Origin of the sequence: Streptomyces caeruleatus (assembly GCF_001514235.1) — a bacterium.
Taxonomy (GTDB): Bacteria; Actinomycetota; Actinomycetes; order Streptomycetales; family Streptomycetaceae; genus Streptomyces; species Streptomyces caeruleatus.
In genome coordinates this window covers 233,783-249,697 of record NZ_KQ948936.1, presented here as the reverse complement: position 1 = coordinate 249,697, position 15,915 = coordinate 233,783, and the positions used below count along the sequence as shown (strand labels likewise).

At 69.8% G+C, this 15,915-nt stretch carries 13 protein-coding genes; 5 read left to right on the top strand and 8 right to left on the bottom strand.

What is annotated here, in order from left to right; translation table 11 throughout:
• Positions 1-127: 127 nt before the first annotated feature.
• Positions 128-1,711, top strand: coding sequence for an acyl-CoA carboxylase subunit beta (locus tag AQJ67_RS34190; RefSeq protein ID WP_062723225.1), 1,584 nt, complete (start codon positions 128-130; stop codon positions 1,709-1,711).
• Positions 1,712-1,768: 57 nt separating this feature from the next.
• Positions 1,769-1,963 (top strand): acyl-CoA carboxylase subunit epsilon, encoded by a 195-nt coding sequence (locus tag AQJ67_RS34185; protein WP_062723224.1) that lies wholly within the window; start codon positions 1,769-1,771, stop codon positions 1,961-1,963.
• A gap of 224 nt (positions 1,964-2,187) precedes the next feature.
• On the opposite strand, the gene AQJ67_RS34180 is transcribed toward AQJ67_RS34185, so the two are convergent.
• The 8 genes from AQJ67_RS34180 to AQJ67_RS34145 all read right to left on the bottom strand — a co-directional run bounded on the left by AQJ67_RS34180 (position 2,188) and on the right by AQJ67_RS34145 (position 12,714).
• Entirely contained in the window at positions 2,188-2,769 is a 582-nt protein-coding gene (locus AQJ67_RS34180) for a GTP-binding protein (RefSeq protein WP_026248371.1), read from the bottom strand.
• Positions 2,750-3,328 carry a DUF742 domain-containing protein gene (locus AQJ67_RS34175; RefSeq protein WP_062723223.1) on the bottom strand — a complete coding sequence of 193 codons (579 nt, stop codon included), beginning with the start codon at positions 3,326-3,328 and terminating at the stop codon, positions 2,750-2,752. The genes AQJ67_RS34180 and AQJ67_RS34175 overlap by 20 nt, the downstream gene beginning before the upstream one ends.
• A gap of 95 nt (positions 3,329-3,423) precedes the next feature.
• Positions 3,424-3,837: a roadblock/LC7 domain-containing protein gene (locus AQJ67_RS34170; protein WP_037781109.1), complete on the bottom strand. Its 414-nt coding sequence runs from the start codon at positions 3,835-3,837 to the stop codon at positions 3,424-3,426.
• Between the two features lie 10 nt (positions 3,838-3,847).
• Entirely contained in the window at positions 3,848-7,075 is a 3,228-nt protein-coding gene (locus AQJ67_RS34165; protein WP_062723222.1) for a sensor histidine kinase, read from the bottom strand.
• A 391-nt stretch (positions 7,076-7,466) separates the two neighbouring features.
• Complete coding sequence (locus tag AQJ67_RS34160; RefSeq protein WP_030051303.1) at positions 7,467-8,042, bottom strand: GTP-binding protein; 576 nt, start codon at positions 8,040-8,042, stop codon at positions 7,467-7,469.
• On the bottom strand, positions 8,023-8,421 hold the full coding sequence (locus AQJ67_RS34155; RefSeq protein WP_003997626.1) for a DUF742 domain-containing protein: 399 nt from the start codon (positions 8,419-8,421) through the stop codon (positions 8,023-8,025). The genes AQJ67_RS34160 and AQJ67_RS34155 overlap by 20 nt, the downstream gene beginning before the upstream one ends.
• Before the next feature lie 114 nt (positions 8,422-8,535).
• Complete coding sequence (locus tag AQJ67_RS34150) at positions 8,536-8,949, bottom strand: roadblock/LC7 domain-containing protein (RefSeq protein WP_030051302.1); 414 nt, start codon at positions 8,947-8,949, stop codon at positions 8,536-8,538.
• Positions 8,950-8,958: 9 nt separating this feature from the next.
• Positions 8,959-12,714, bottom strand: a complete 3,756-nt coding sequence (locus AQJ67_RS34145) for a sensor histidine kinase (RefSeq protein WP_062723221.1) — start codon at positions 12,712-12,714, stop codon at positions 8,959-8,961.
• 597 nt (positions 12,715-13,311) lie between these two features.
• Between AQJ67_RS34145 and AQJ67_RS34140 the strand changes: the two genes are divergently transcribed.
• From AQJ67_RS34140 to gltX, 3 genes are all read left to right on the top strand, one after another.
• A complete protein-coding gene (locus AQJ67_RS34140; RefSeq protein ID WP_062723220.1) occupies positions 13,312-13,497 on the top strand; it encodes a hypothetical protein in 186 nt (61 codons plus the stop codon).
• A gap of 139 nt (positions 13,498-13,636) precedes the next feature.
• Positions 13,637-14,422 carry a fumarylacetoacetate hydrolase family protein gene (locus tag AQJ67_RS34135; protein WP_062723219.1) on the top strand — a complete coding sequence of 262 codons (786 nt, stop codon included), beginning with the start codon at positions 13,637-13,639 and terminating at the stop codon, positions 14,420-14,422.
• The gene (gene gltX / locus AQJ67_RS34130) at positions 14,406-15,890 is read left to right on the top strand and encodes a glutamate--tRNA ligase (RefSeq protein WP_079056314.1); all 1,485 of its coding nucleotides are present in this window, start codon (positions 14,406-14,408) and stop codon (positions 15,888-15,890) included. The genes AQJ67_RS34135 and gltX overlap by 17 nt, the downstream gene beginning before the upstream one ends.
• Positions 15,891-15,915: the final 25 nt, after the last annotated feature.

Here is a 15,915-nt window from a genome sequence, read left to right as displayed (position 1 = left end):
ACGCCCTCTGAGCAGTCGGAAAGGCTGCACGCCTCCATGGTTCTGTTCAGGGGTACCAGGAAAAGGGTCCGAGGACTGTACGGAGTCAACGGCTCGCTTTCCTCGGTGTCCTTCGTAAGGTCGCTACATGACCGTTTTGGATGAGGCACCGGGTGAGCCGATCGACGCCCGCGGGCGGACCGCCGAGCTGCACGAGATCCGTGCGCAGGCGCTGGCCGGCCCGAGCGAGAAGGCGACCACGGCGCAGCACGCCAAGGGCAAGCTGACCGCCCGGGAGCGCATCGAGCTGCTCTTGGACCCGGGCTCCTTCCAGGAGGTCGAGCAGCTGCGCCGGCACCGGGCCCAGGGCTTCGGCCTGGAGACCAAGAAGCCGTACACCGACGGTGTCATCACCGGCTGGGGCACGGTGGAGGGCCGCACGGTCTTCGTGTACGCGCACGACTTCCGGATCTTCGGCGGCGCGCTGGGCGAGGCCCACGCCACGAAGATCCACAAGATCATGGACATGGCCATCGCGGCCGGTGCCCCGCTGGTCTCCCTGAACGACGGCGCGGGCGCCCGTATCCAGGAGGGCGTCTCGGCGCTCGCCGGCTACGGCGGCATCTTCCAGCGCAACACCAAGGCATCCGGCGTCATCCCGCAGATCAGCGTGATGCTCGGCCCGTGCGCGGGCGGCGCGGCGTACAGCCCGGCCCTGACGGACTTCGTCTTCATGGTCCGTGAGACGTCCCAGATGTTCATCACCGGCCCGGACGTGGTCAAGGCGGTGACGGGCGAGGAGATCACCCAGAACGGCCTCGGCGGCGCGGACGTGCACGCCGAGACCTCCGGCGTCTGCCACTTCGCCTACGACGACGAGGAGACGTGCATCGCGGAGGTCCGCTACCTCCTCTCGCTCCTCCCGCAGAACAACCGCGAGAACCCGCCCCGGGTGGAGGCCGGCGACGCCGCCGACCGCCGCTCGGACGTCCTGCTCGACCTGGTCCCGGCGGACGGCAACCGGCCGTACGACATGGCCAAGGTCATCGAGGAGATCGTCGACGACGGCGAGTACCTGGAGGTCCACGAGCGCTGGGCGCGGAACATCATCTGCGCGCTCGCCCGGATCGACGGCCAGGTCGTCGGCATCGTCGCCAACCAGCCGCAGGTCCTCGCCGGCGTCCTGGACATCGAGGCTTCGGAAAAAGCTGCGCGCTTTGTCCAGATGTGTGACGCTTTTAACATCCCGATCGTCACCTTCCTGGACGTCCCCGGGTTCCTTCCCGGTGTCGACCAGGAGCACGGCGGAATCATCCGGCACGGCGCGAAGCTCCTGTACGCCTACTGCAACGCGACCGTGCCGAGGATCTCGCTGATCCTGCGCAAGGCGTACGGAGGTGCCTACATCGTCATGGACAGCCAGTCCATCGGTGCCGACCTCACCTTCGCCTGGCCGACGAACGAGATCGCCGTGATGGGCGCGGAAGGCGCCGCCAACGTCATCTTCCGCCGGCAGATCGCCGAGGCCGAGGACCCCGAGGCCATGCGGGCCCGCATGGTCAAGGAGTACAAGTCCGAGCTCATGCACCCCTACTACGCGGCCGAGCGTGGCCTGGTGGACGACGTGATCGACCCCGCCGAGACCCGCGAGGTGCTCGCCAGGTCCCTGGCGATGCTCCAGAGCAAGCACGCCGACCTGCCGTCCCGCAAGCACGGCAACCCCCCGCAGTAACCCAGCGGATCCTTCGCGGTACCCCCGCGGAAACCTCTCTCACGGAGACTGTGACCTATGAACTCCCCTGACATCCGCGTCGAGAAGGGCCACGCCGAGCCCGAGGAAGTCGCCGCCATCACGGCCGTCCTCCTGGCCCGCGCCGCCGCCCAGCCCGCCGACCCCACCCCGGCCCACCGAGGCCGCCCCAGGGCCGGCTGGCGCCGCCTGGAGCGCGAGCCCGGCTTCCGGGCGCCGCACAGCTGGCGGTAGCCTGCGGCGCTTGAGCGGCCCCGTTCTCCCGTGGGGAGGACGGGGCCGCTTGTTTTTGCGCCCGGGAGCTCGGGAGGCGTTGTCTCGTGGGCGACTGGTCCCACTTCCAGGGGCGCGGCACTGTGTCGATTTGCGGCTCCGCCGCGTGGGCGCGAACGGCCACTGGGCTGCCGCAGACGGCATACAACCGTCCGTGGCAGCCCAGTGGCCGCAACAGCAACTACCTACCGCAGGCGGGCCATCAGAGCGTGCTCGACCAGGGTGATCAGCGCCGACTTGGCGTCCGCCCGATGCCGCGCATCCGTCGTGATGATCGGCGTGTCAGGCCCGATCTGCAGAGCCTCCCGCACCTCGTCCGGGTTGTACGGCTGATTCCCGTCGAACCCGTTGAGGGCGATCACAAAAGGAAGCCCCGAGTTCTCGAAGTAGTCGACCGCCGGGAAGCAGTCGGCAAGACGCCTCGTGTCGACGAGGACGATCGCGCCGATCGCGCCGCGCACCAGGTCGTCCCACATGAACCAGAAGCGGTCCTGGCCGGGCGTACCGAAGAGGTACAGGATCAGGTCCTGGTCCAGGGTGATACGGCCGAAGTCCATGGCGACCGTCGTGGTCGTCTTGTCTCCGGTGTGGGTGAGGTCGTCGATGCCCGCGGAAGCAGACGTCATGACGGCCTCTGTGCGCAGCGGGTTGATCTCCGAGACGGCGCCGACGAACGTGGTCTTGCCCACGCCGAAGCCGCCAGCCACCACGATCTTCGCGGACGTGGTGGAGCGGGAAGGCCCTCCGCTAGAGCTTGCGAAGTCCACTGAGCACCCTTTCGAGCAGTGTCACGTCTGGCTGGCCGCCGGCGTTCTCGTCGCCGCCGGGCTGATGGATGGCGACCAGGCCCGCCTCCGCCAAGTCGGCGACGAGGATCCTGGCCACGCCGAGAGGGATCGTCAGCAGGGCCGAGACCTCGGCGACCGACTTGATCTCACGGCAGAGGTTGCAGATCCGCTGATGCTCGGGCAACTGGCCCTGCATCTGGTGCGGCTGCGCGGTGGTGTGCACCAGCGCCTCGATGGCGAGCTGGTAGCGCGGGCGCGTCCGTCCGCCGGTCATGGCGTACGGGCGCACCAGGGGGTTGTTCGACGACCCGGCGGGCGCCGGCTCAGGGGCGCGTCGCTGCGGCTGCACGGGCTGGATGCGCGGCGCCGACGGCTGGTCGTACGGCGAGGGCCCGGGGCCCTGCGGAGCGTACGGCTGCCGCTGGCTGGGCGTGGAGGGGAAGTTGTAACGGTTCGGGTTCTGGGAACCGTCGTTCTGGCCCTGGCCAGGGCCGTACGACCAATTACCCGACGATGAACCGCCTGGGGGTGTTGCCACTCTCTCTCCTCCTCCGACTGTGCCTGGCACCCATCATGTGGAGCCGCGTCCCGAAACCTTACGGCCACGGGACGCCAAAACGCACCGACTGTCTGTTAGTTGAGCAGGCTGCCTTGGAGCTCCGCACGCAGGTCCGGCGTCAGGACGGAACCGGCACGGTCCACGAGAAGCGCCATCTCGTACCCGATGAGGCCGATGTCCGCCTCGGGGTGAGCGAGAACCGCGAGTGAGGAACCGTCGGATACGGACATGATGAAGAGGAATCCCCGCTCCATCTCCACAACCGTCTGGTTCACGCTGCCGCCCTCGAAGATGCGCGAGGCACCGGCGGTCAGTGAGGTCAGACCGGACGCGACGGCCGCAAGCTGATCGGCGCGGTCGCGCGGAAACCCTTCGGACATCGCCAGAAGGAGTCCGTCGGCGGAGACCACCACCGTGTGCGACACCCCGGGGGTGTTGTCCACGAAGTTGGTGATCAACCAGTTCAGGTTCTGTGCCGCCTGGCTCATCGGGCTCACACTAACGCTCCTGGTTGTAGGTGCTGTCAGAACCGAAGCCCTGACCGTTCGTTTCACTTCCCGCGCTGCGTCCCCGCTGGACACCGCGGCGCAGGTTGCTCAGCCTGCCCCGGACGTCCTCGGGAGCGCGGGAGATCTGTGGACCTCCCTGGGGGGTGGTCTCGGCGGCTCCCTCGACCAGGTTGGCCTTGGGCACCCGCCGCGGCAGTCCGGAGGAGGTCACCCCGCCTGCCTTGGGCTTGCGGAGCTGCGCGGCCTGCTGCCAGCGGTCGTCGTTGGCCGAACGCCAGCTGCTGTCACCGTTGGCCTCCGGCGTGGGGGCCGGCGATTCCTGCCGCACCGGCCGGGCGCCGTTGGTGCCGCTCGCGGGGGATCCGCGGCGCGGAAGGCCGGCGTCGGTCAGTGCGTGGGCGGCGGAGGAGGCCGGCCCCGGACGGTCGAAGCCTACGCGGTCGTGCTCGCTGGAGTCATCGGCCTGCGCAGATTCCGTTTCCGGAGCGTACTGGTCCTGGTAACCGTTGCGGTAGCCGTTCTGCTGCGGCCAGTCGTCCTGGTGACGCCGCTGCTCGAAGGCCGGGAAGCTCTCCGGGGCGGGGGCACTCGCGGCGGCGGGCTCCTCACGGACCGGCTCCGGATAGGAGGGCTCGGGGTAGCCGCCGTTGGACGAGAAGGTGTCGTTCTGCGACAGGCCGCCGTTCGGCGCGTAGTACGTGTCGTCGTACGACCGACGCTGCTGCTCCTCGTACTGCGTCTGCCGCTGTTCCTCGTACGTCGGCTGCGCCTGCTGCGGGTCGTATCCGCCGGGCTGCTCGGGGAAGCCGCCCCGGCCGTCGTAGGCCGGCTGACCGGTGAACTCGTCGTACCCGTTCGCCTCGGGGTTCTCCAGGGCGGGCGGCTGGCCGTTGTTCTGGGCCTCCAGGGCCGCCCGGCGCTCCTCGCGCATCAGGGAGCGGCCGACGGGGTCCAGGTCGCGGAGGTCGTCCGGGACCTCGTAGCGGCTGTCGTCGAAGCCCAGCTCGGCGGCCGTGCGCAGCTGCGGCTGGTTGAAGTTCTCACCCTGGAACTGCTGCTCCGGGATGATCTGCGAGACCGTGAACTCGTCCTGGGACGGCTGCTGCTCGCCGCCGCCACCGTGCGTGATCGCGTCCGGCAGCATGACCAGCGAGGTGGTGCCGGCCTGCTCGCCCGAGGGGCGCAGCTGGACGCGGATGCCGTGCCGGTCGGACAGCCGGCCGACCACGAACAGGCCCATGCGCTGCGAGATCGCGGCGTCCACGGTCGGCGGGTTGGCCAGCTTGTGGTTGATGTCGGCGAAGTCCTCGGCGGTGAGGCCGATGCCCTTGTCGTGGATCTCGATCATGACCCGACCGTCGGGGAGACGGGTGGCGGTCACACGGACCTTGGTCTGCGGGGAGGAGAACGTCGTCGCGTTCTCCAGCAGCTCGGCGAGCAGGTGCACGAGGTCGGTCACGGCACGGCCGTGGATCTCGGCCTCCGGGACGCCGGAGAGCTCGATGCGCTCGTACTGCTCCACCTCGGAGGAGGCGGCGCGCAGCACGTCGACCAGCGGGACCGGCTGGTCCCAGCGGCGGCCGGGCTCCTCGCCGGCGAGGACCAGGAGGTTCTCGCCGTTGCGGCGCATACGGGTCGCGAGGTGGTCCAGCTTGAAGAGGTTCTCCAGCTGGTCCGGGTCGGCCTCGTTGTTCTCCAGGTCGGTGATGAGGGTCAGCTGGCCCTCGATCAGCGACTGGTTGCGGCGCGACAGGTTGGTGAAGATCGCGTTGATGTTGCCCCGCAGCAGGGCCTGCTCGGCGGCGAGCCGGACGGCCTCGCGGTGGACCTGGTCGAAGGCGCGGGCGACCTCACCGATCTCGTCGCGCGTGTTGATCGGGATGGGCTGGACACGGGTGTCCACGCGGCCCGGGTCGGTGCGCGAGAGCTGGTCGACCAGCATCGGCAGACGCTGCTCGGCGATACCGAAGGCGGCGTTGCGCAGCTGGCGCATCGCGCGGGACATCTGGCGGGCGACCATGCCGGCCAGGATGAACGCGGCGAGCAGGGCGACCACCACGGCGGCACCGGTGATCAGGGCGTCGCGCTTGGCGTCGTCGGAGATGACCGAGGCCTCGTTCACCGCGGTGTTGGCGAGGTCGTTCTCGATGTCGCGGTAGGCGTTGTACTTGAGGGTGTTGACCGCCCACCAGTTCTCGGCGCTGATGCCCTGCTGGGCGAGCGCCGCGCGCTCACTGGTGTCCGTGGAGCTGAGCTGGGCCAGCGCGCCGACCATCTTGGTGGGGTCGGCCGGCGGCGCCACGTAGTCGGGGTTCTTCTGCTTGGCCGCGGCGGCCATGGCGGCGCCGTCGGCCTTGATCTTCGTCGTGGCGTCCTGGAGCTTCTGGATGTCCTGCTCGGTGCCACCGCTCTGGTACTCCTGGATGGCGATGCCCTCCAGGTAGGCGTACGAGGAGAGGGCGACGCGCTGCCTGGCCAGGTCCGTGGCCTTGGGGCCCGGCTTGACCAGCATGTGCATACCGATGGAGCGCTGCAGGGAGAGCGCGCCCTTGGTCAGCGAGATGGCGTAGACGGTACGGCCGTAGCTGGTGATGTTGCCGGTGCCCAGGCCCAGCTCGTTGGAGAACTCCAGCAGCCGGTGCTCGACCTCGACGTAGCCCTCTTCGGTCTGTACGCCGGTGAGCTTGGTGGTGTAGGCGGCCGCGCGCAGGTCCGTCAGATCGGGCTCGACCTCACGGAAGCGCTCCAGACGGCGCACCAGGTTCGGCCGGTCGGGCATGTTCTGGGCGGCCACGTCGAAGGCGTCGGCGGCCTCGTCGGTCTTCTTGCGGGCGGCCACGACCGTCGGGTCGTCCTCGCCCTTGCCCTGGAGCAGGGGAGCGGCGGTCGAGTCGCGCTCCTCCAGCAGGGCATCGCCGTAGGTGGCGGCGGCGGCGACCAGACGCGCGGTGTTCTCCGCGTCCTCGGCCTCCTGCCAGGTGTCGATCGAGCTCTTCACCTGGAAGCCGCCCATGACGAGGCCGACCAGCACGGGTATGAGCAGGATCGCGTTCAGCCGGGTCGGCACGCGCCAGTTGCGTGGGGAGAGACGGCCGCCGCTTGGCGCGGGCGCCGCCGTCGGTTCCGATCCGGGCACAGGGGCGGGCGCCGCTCCGCGCGGCGGCGGGGTGAAGTTGCCCCGGGCCGACGGCTCGGGACTGTTCTTGCTTCGCCTCACTCGACCAACAACCTTCCGGCGGGGTCGGCACCTACGTATGTGCCGCTGTGTCTCAGAGCCCAGTGCGCCATCGAGTAGTACGCAGTACTGCTGAGTACGTCTTTGACTATTGGGCAGTTCTCGCATTCCAGCACGTCGGCCTGCGCTCTTCCAAACAGTGGAAGCGGATCATTCCACGGGAGGTAAGCCCCAGATAAAACGGTCATAAAGAGCGAGCCCCGTCAAAAGACGGGGCATTTGTGCGCGCAGCGACACCGGCTGACCGCGACGAGTGGCCGTACCACCCGATTCCTCTGCCGAAACGTTATGAACAACGAAGCCGACCGTGTCAAAAGCCACAGCCGGCTCCGGCACATCTACGACAACTGCCGTATTGCGCTACCGACTTGATCTACCGCAGCCGGGCCATGAGCGCATGCTCGACCAGCGTGATCAGCGCACTCTTGGCATCGGCCCGGTGCCGGGCGTCGGTCGTGATGATCGGCGCGTCCGGGCCGATCTGCAGCGCCTCGCGCACCTCGTCGGGTGTGTAGGGCTGGTGTCCGTCGAAACCGTTGAGGGCTATGACGAAGGGAAGTCCCGAGTTCTCGAAGTAGTCGACCGCCGGGAAGCAGTCGGCGAGCCGGCGGGTGTCGACCAGCACGACGGCGCCGATCGCGCCGCGCACCAGGTCGTCCCACATGAACCAGAAGCGGTCCTGGCCGGGCGTACCGAAGAGGTACAGGATCAGGTCCTGGTCCAGGGTGATACGACCGAAGTCCATCGCCACCGTGGTGGTGGTCTTGTCACCGGTGTGCGTGAGGTCGTCGATGCCCGCCGAAGCAGACGTCATGACGGCCTCGGTGCGCAGCGGGTTGATCTCCGAGACCGCGCCGACGAACGTGGTCTTGCCCACGCCGAAGCCACCCGCCACCACGATCTTCGCGGAGGTGGTCGCCCGGCCTGGTTCAGAGCTTGCGAAGTCCACTGAGCACCCTTTCGAGCAGCGTCACATCCGGAGCGCCGCCGTTGTTCTCGTCGCCGCCCGGCTGGTGGATGGCGACCAGGCCGGCCTCGGCGAGGTCCGCGACGAGGATCCTGGCCACACCCAGCGGCATGGACAGCAGCGCGGAGACCTCGGCGACCGACTTCACCTCACGGCACAGGTGGCAGATGCGCTGGTGCTCCGGGAGGAGCCCCATGAGCGCTGCCGGGTCGGCCGTGGTGCTGATCAGGGCCTCGATGGCCAGCTGGTAGCGCGGCCGGGTCCGGCCGCCGGTCATCGCGTACGGACGTACCAGCGGCTGGTCGCCCTCATCCTCGTACGGCTCCGCGTACGGATCATGAGAGGCGGTGGGCGGGGTCATGAATCCTCCGGGCGGGGACAGCAAGTCGGTCAGTCAAGCCGTCTGGGTGGGGGCCGGTGCGGGGATTGTGGCGGCCAAACGGTGATTTGGTGAGACGGGTGGATCCGCGGGTGATCAGTGGAGCAGACTGCCTTGGAGTTCGGCGCGCAGGTCCGGCGTGAGCACCGCGCCCGCCCGGTCGACCAGCAGCGCCATCTCGTAGCCGACGAGGCCGATGTCGCATTCCGGGTGTGCCAGGACGGCGATGGACGAACCCTCCGAGACGGACATGAGGAAGAGGAATCCCCGCTCCATCTCGACGACGGTCTGGGCCACGCTGCCGCCGTCGAAGATCCGGGAGGCCCCCGCGGTCAGCGACGTCAGGCCCGACGCGACGGCCGCCAGCTGGTCGGCACGGTCGCGGGGGAAGCCCTCCGACATCGCCAGCAGCAGGCCGTCGGCGGACACGACGACGGTGTGGGACACCCCGGGGGTGTTGTCCACGAAGTTGGTGATCAACCAGTTGAGGTTCTGTGCCGCCTGGCTCATCTGGCTCAACTAACGCTCCTGCTGGTGAGTGGGGTTCGGGAAGCTGCCGGTCTGGCCGTTGCGGACCTCACGACCCTGCGCGATACCCCGACGGAGATTGGTCAGCCGACCGCGTACGTCGTCAGGCGCACGCGAGACAGCGGGACCGGATTGGTGCTGTTGCTGCTGAGCCGTGCCCGGGACGAGGTTCGCCCTGGGCACCCGGCGCGGCAGGCCGGAGGTGGTGACCCCGCCCGCGGCCGGCTGCCGGACGCGTTCCGCCTGCCGGACGAGATCGTCGTTCGGCGAGCTGCGCCAGGCGGTCGACGAGGTCCGCTGGGGAGCGGAGGACGACTGCGCGGGAGCCTGCGGCTCCTGGGGAGCGGAGGCCGGTGCCGAGCCGTCCGCACCGGGCTGACGCCCCTGCGGACCGCCGTGGAACCAGTTGGTCTCCAACGTGTCGTACAGCGGCGTACGCCCGTCACCGGGACCCGTCGCGGGCGGCAGCGCCTCGGGCTCCTGCCGTGCGGGCCGCTGCTGCGGACGCGCCGGGGCCGGGGCCGGGGGCTGCGGGGCGCCGTAGCCTGCGTTGCCGCCGTACGTGCCATTGGCCTGCGGCCGCTCGTACTGCCCGGTGGACTCGGGGTTCTGGCGGCCGGGCAGCGCGTGCTGGCCCGTCGAGCTGCCGTCGTACGCCTGCGGCGCCGTCGGCCGGCCCTGCTGCGCCGGGGTGTTCTGCCCGTTCGGGGCGCCGAAGACGTCCGAGCGGACGAACTGGCCCGTGCCCTGCGGCTCGTTCGCGGCGGGGCGGGCGAACTGGCCCGTGCTCTGCGGGTTGTACGAGGCCGGGCCCGCGGCGTCGAAGTCCGGGCGGGCGTCGGGGCGCGGGATCGCCGGGATCTCCGCCGTCGAGCCGGGGTCCTGACGGTCGTCGATACGCGGCATCCGGGAGGTCTGCGAGGGGTCCTCGTCGTGCCCGCGCGGGGTGTCGAGCGAGGCGCGCGGCACCGGCGGCAGCGCGTTCTCGTCGCTCCAGCTCGGGCGGGACGGCTGGTTGCCGCCGGGCAGCTCGGCACGCGGACCACCGCGCGGCGGAAGCTGCGGCTGACGGCCACGGCGGCCCTTCTCACCACCGGCGGGCGGGGACTGCGGCGCCGACGGTGCGCCCGGCCGGGACTGCTCGCGGCCGGGGCCCGCGCCACGGGAGCCGCCGAAGGCGTCCTGGCCCGCGCCGAACGGGTCCTGACCGGTGCCCGCGGCCTGCATCCCCTGCGGAGCACCCGGAGCCTGGCCACCGAAACCGGCACCGGCACCCGCGGGAGCCGGCCGGCCCTGCGACGGCGCGCCGCCCTGGCCCTGCGGTACACGCGGGGCACCCGGTCCGCCCGGAAGCCCGCCACCGTCACGTCCGGGCAGCGCGGCCCGCGGACCCTGACCGGTACCGAGCCGGCCACCGCCGGAGGCACCGGCACCGAGGGCACCGCCACCCGGCGCACCCGCGCCGAGCGGGCCGCCACCGGCCTGGGCCTGACGACGAGCGGCGGCCGCACCTGCGGCGGCCTGCGCGGCGGCGGGGCCGCCGGAGCCACCGGGACCACCCGGGCCGGGCTTGCCCGGAGCGGGCTTCTTGCCGCCCTGGGCGACGTCGACGGGCAGCATGACCAGCGCGGTCGTACCACCGGAGTCGGACGGGCGCAGCTGGATGCGGATGCCGTGCCGCTGGGACAGCCGACCGACCACGAAGAGGCCCATGCGGCGGGAGACGGAGACGTCCACGGTGGGCGGCGAGGCGAGCCGCTCGTTGATCGCGGCGAGGTCCTCGGGGGAGAGGCCGATGCCGGTGTCGTGGATCTCGATCAGCACCCGGCCGTCGGGCAGCGCGTGACCGGTGACCTTCACCTTGGTCTGCGGGGAGGAGAACGACGTCGCGTTCTCCAGCAGCTCGGCGAGCAGGTGCACGAGGTCGTTGACGACCCGGCCGGCCACTTCGGTGGTCGGCACGGAGGACAGCTCGATGCGCTCGTACTGCTCCACCTCGGACGCGGCGGCGCGGAGCACGTCGACCAGCGGGACCGGGCGGGTCCAGCGACGGCCGGGCTCCTCACCGGCGAGGACGAGGAGGTTCTCACCGTTACGGCGCATGCGCGTCGCGAGGTGGTCGAGCTTGAAGAGGGAGGACAGCTGGTCCGGGTCGGCCTCGCGGGACTCCAGTTCGGAGATGAGCGAGAGCTGACGCTGGATGAGGCCCTGGGAGCGACGCGAGAGGTTGGTGAACATCGCGTTGACGTTGCCCCGCAGCAGGGCCTGCTCGGCGGCCAGTCGGACGGCTTCGCGGTGCACGTCGTCGAAGGCCGCGGCCACCTGGCCGATCTCGTCCCGGGAGTGCACACCGACCGACTCGACGGAGGTGTCGACGTCCTGCGGGTCGGACTCGGAGAGCTGCTTGACCAGCTCGGGCAGCCGGTCCTGGGCGACCCTGGTGGCGGTCTCCTCCAGCCGGCGCAGCGAGCGGATCATGGAGCGGGCGACGACGAAGGCGCCGACCAGCGAGACACCGAGCACGAGCAGGATCAGCGCACCGGAGATGATCGCCTCGCGCTCCGACTCGTTGCGCAGCTCGCGGGCCTTCTGCTCCATGTCCTCCAGCAGCGTCGTCTCGATGGCGCGCATCTGCTGGATCTTGGTGGTGCTGTCGTCGACCCAGTCGCGGTACGACCGCTTCTCCAGGTCGTCGAGGGCATTGGGGTTGCCGAGCGCACGGTTGGCGTACTTGTCGCTCGCCGTGATCGTCGGGTTGCCCTTCTCGATCGACTTGAGCAGGTCGGCGGCGCCCTGGGTGCCGTAGATGCTCCGGAAGCTCTTCAGCTCGGAGCGCTGGCTCGCCAGCGCGGACTCGGCGTACAGCCGGTCGTTCTCGGAGAGGTCGCCGACGCTGTCGTTGTTCGCGGGCAGCGCCGCGGCGAGGACCGCGCGCTGGATGGACGCGTACTCCTTGGCGGTGGAGAAGGCCGCCAGGGCACGCGTGCTCTGGATCATCTCCGGGTTGCTGGTCGCCTCCGCCATGTCCTGCGAGAGACCGAGCAGGTTGGTGATCAGCCGGTGGTAGGCCTCCACGGTCTGCGTGGAGTTGTCCTTGGCCTCGTAGGCGGTGCTGCGGATCTTCTCGATGGTGCCGAGGTCACCGACGAGCTGGACGAGGTTCTCGCGGACGCCCTTGAGGTTGCCGTCCTTGCTGGAGTCGTCGATCTCCTCGGACGCCTCGATGAAGCTGTCGCGGGCCCGGTTGGTCTTGTCCCGGTAGCCCTTGACGGTGTAGTCGGTCGCCTTGGCACCGTGCGCGAGCGGGCCGGCGGACTGGTCGCGCTCCTCCTGGAGCGCGGCGGCGAGCTCGGTGGCCCGCTTGGTCATGTCCGTCAGCAGCTTCATGTTGTCGAGCTGCTGGATGTCGTCCATGTTGTCGCTGATGCGCAGGGCACCCAGCGAGGTGGCCGCGACCACCGGAAGCGTCAGCAGCGCCACCAGACGCGTGGAGATACGCCAGTTGCGCAGGGCTATTCGCGTGCCCGGACCACCGGTGCCCTTGGGCGCCTTCTTCGGGGCCGGCGCGGAAGGGCTCGCCGCCCCCGGAGACGCCGACACGGCGGGGCGCCCGGAGCGCTCACCGCCGTCGACGGACAGGGCCGGGCCCCCCTGGTTCTGGGCGTGCTGGGTCGAGGGACCTCGGTCGGTCCCGCCGTGCTCCGGCTCCGCCGAAGCGCTGCCATCCCTCTTGAAACGTCCCTGCACTAGCGTCGCAACCTCTGGACCAGGCGCCCCTCCGCGTGAACGGACGGACACGGTGTCGGCGTCATGGGGAGCGTCCTGAACACGCTCCCCGGTGGTCGTGAGTGACCGGCGCTGGTTCCCCCTATCTCGCCGCCACCAGGCGCTCGGTGCGCCCCCTGTGCGCCGGCTCGATCCTGCGGCGGTCCGTGGAATTCCAGCACAGTGCAGGATCTCCAACAAGGCCCGTAGGTCGAGCCGTGACATACGTGACACCGCGTGAGGGCGAGATTACCTGCCGTAGAAACTGATCCGGACCATAACGGACTTATGCCCGCGAGCTGCTCGGGTGCGGGAGGTGTCCCAGTCGCCATGATCAGGAGCGGAATGATGGGTTCAGGTGGCGAATGTCCGTTTCATGAGGGTGAGTTGCGGGCCTGAATTGCCCCTTTTGTTTGCGGGCTCGTGAGCAAACTCACACGCACATCAAGGGTCCCCGCGACCCCGGAGGGGAATCGCGTGTTTAGCCTGGCGCTTTACATGATGTAAGACTTTGACAACCCCGCGCCCGCGCGAGACCAGGCTCCACCGGCGCCCGACACGACAGGGTCACGTACAACCGTGAAGACGACGATGATGTTCCACAACATAGCCAACCCGCGGCGCACGACGCTGGCGCACCTCAAGGACGCCGACGCCCTGCAGACCCCGGAGCAGGAGCACTCCGTCGACCTCCCCACCCAGACCGCCAACCCGCGGCGCACCATCCTCATGGAAGCCCCCGCCACGGCCCCCGTCGCCGGGTAGTACGCGCACCGGCCCCGGATCACTCAAAGCGCCCGCGTACGGCAGTAATGCGCGAGGCCCTTGCCCCTGAGGGGCGCCCCTTCCGCGTTAGCCTGGAGCGTCAGACTCCAGCCGGCTCAAGTGAGGGGCGCAGCATCCCGTGCGCATCGCCAGATTCTCCATCGACGGGAACGTCGCCTTCGGCGCGGTCGAGGGCGACAAGCCGGACGAGCTCGTGCTCGACATCATCAAGGGCATCCCGTTCGCGGACTTCGAGCTCTCCGGTACGAAGGTCCCGCTCAGCAAGGTGCGTCTGCTGCCCCCGGTGCTCCCCAACAAGGTCGTGGCCTTCGGCCGCAACTACGCCGAGCACGCCCAGGAGCTGGGCAACGAGGTGCCCGACGCCCCGTTCGCCTTCTTCAAGCCGTCCACCTCGGTGATCGGCCCGGGCGACGACATCCAGTACCCGTCCTTCACCGAGGACCTCCACCACGAGGCCGAACTGGCCGTCGTCATCGGCCGCATGTGCCGCGAGGTCCCGCGCGAGCGCGTCAAGGACGTGATCTTCGGCTTCACCTGCGCCAACGACGTCACCGCCCGGGACGTCCAGAAGCGCGAGAAGCAGTGGGCCCGGGCCAAGGGCTTCGACAGCTCCTGCCCGCTGGGCCCCTGGGTGGAGACCGACCTGGCCCTCGAAACGGCCGCCGACCTGACCATCCAGCTCACGGTCAACGGCGAGCAGCGCCAGCTCGGCCGTACCAGCGAGATGATCCACCCGATCGAGGATCTGATCGTCAACATCTCCGAGGCCATGACGCTGCTCCCCGGCGACGTGATCCTCACGGGCACCCCGGCAGGCGTCGGGCCGCTCACCGTCGGCGACGAGGTCGCCGTCACCATCGAAGGCATCGGCACTCTCACCAACAAGGTTGTCAAGCGTGGCTAGCGCACCCGTCCGCGTACGTTTCTGCCCCTCGCCCACCGGTAACCCCCATGTGGGCCTGGTCCGCACCGCCCTGTTCAACTGGGCGTTCGCCAAGCACCACCAGGGCACCCTGGTCTTCCGCATCGAGGACACCGACGCGGCCCGCGACTCCGAGGAGTCGTACACCCAGCTGCTCGACTCGATGCGCTGGCTGGGCTTCGACTGGGACGAGGGCCCCGAGGTCGGCGGCCCGCACGCGCCGTACCGCCAGTCGCAGCGCATGGACCTCTACAAGGACGTCGCGGCCAAGCTCCTCGACGCCGGCCACGCCTACCGCTGCTACTGCTCCCAGGAGGAGCTGGACACCCGCCGCGAGGCCGCCCGCGCCGCCGGCAAGCCCTCCGGCTACGACGGCCACTGCCGTGAGCTGACCGCCGCGCAGGTCGAGGAGTACGTGGCGCAGGGCCGTGCGCCCATCGTCCGCTTCCGGATGCCCGACGAGACGATCACCTTCACGGACCTGGTCCGCGGCGAGCTGACCTTCACCCCGGAGAACGTCCCGGACTACGGCATCGTCCGCGCCAACGGCGCCCCGCTGTACACGCTCGTCAACCCCGTCGACGACGCCCTGATGGAGATCACCCACGTCCTGCGCGGCGAGGACCTGCTCTCCTCGACGCCCCGTCAGATCGCCCTGTACAAGGCGCTGACGGAGCTGGGCATCGCCAAGGGCATCCCCGAGTTCGGCCACCTGCCGTACGTGATGGGCGAGGGCAACAAGAAGCTCTCCAAGCGCGACCCCCAGTCGTCGCTGAACCTCTACCGCGAGCGCGGCTTCCTTCCCGAGGGCCTGCTCAACTACCTCTCCCTCCTCGGCTGGTCGCTCTCGGCCGACCAGGACATCTTCACGATGGACGAGATGGTCGCGGCCTTCGACGTCGCCGACGTGCAGCCCAACCCGGCCCGCTTCGACCTGAAGAAGTGCGAGTCGATCAACGGCGACCACATCCGCCTGCTGGACGTGAAGGACTTCACGGAGCGCTGCGCCCCCTGGCTGAAGGCCCCCTTCGCCCCCTGGGCCCCGGAGGCCTTCGACGAGGTCAAGTGGCACGCGATCGCCCCGCACGCCCAGACCCGTCTGAAGGTGCTGTCGGAGATCACGGACAACGTCGACTTCCTCTTCCTCCCGGAGCCGGTCTTCGACGAGCCGTCCTGGACCAAGGCCATGAAGGAGGGCTCGGACGCGCTCCTGCGCACGGCCCGCGAGAAGCTGGACACGGCCGACTGGACCTCCCCCGAGTCCCTCAAGGAGGCCGTCCTGGCCGCCGGCGAGGCCCACGGCCTCAAGCTCGGCAAGGCCCAGGCCCCCGTCCGCGTAGCCGTCACCGGCCGCACCGTCGGCCTGCCCCTCTTCGAGTCCCTCGAGGTGCTGGGCAAGGACACGACCCTGGCCCGGATCGACGCGGCGCTGGCGAGGCTGGCGGCGTAGTACGCCCATGTACGTGAGGGGCGGC

What these genes read in the sequence shown, in the direction of transcription:
- AQJ67_RS34190 (WP_062723225.1), top strand. Translation starts at nt 128, where the DNA reads ATGACCGTTTTGGATGAGGCACCGGGTGAGCCGATCGACGCCCGCGGG.
- AQJ67_RS34185 (WP_062723224.1), top strand. Translation starts at nt 1,769, where the DNA reads ATGAACTCCCCTGACATCCGCGTCGAGAAGGGCCACGCCGAGCCCGAG.
- AQJ67_RS34170 (WP_037781109.1), bottom strand. Translation starts at nt 3,837, where the DNA reads ATGAGCCAGGCGGCACAGAACCTGAACTGGTTGATCACCAACTTCGTG.
- AQJ67_RS34155 (WP_003997626.1), bottom strand. Translation starts at nt 8,421, where the DNA reads ATGACCCCGCCCACCGCCTCTCATGATCCGTACGCGGAGCCGTACGAG.
- AQJ67_RS34150 (WP_030051302.1), bottom strand. Translation starts at nt 8,949, where the DNA reads ATGAGCCAGGCGGCACAGAACCTCAACTGGTTGATCACCAACTTCGTG.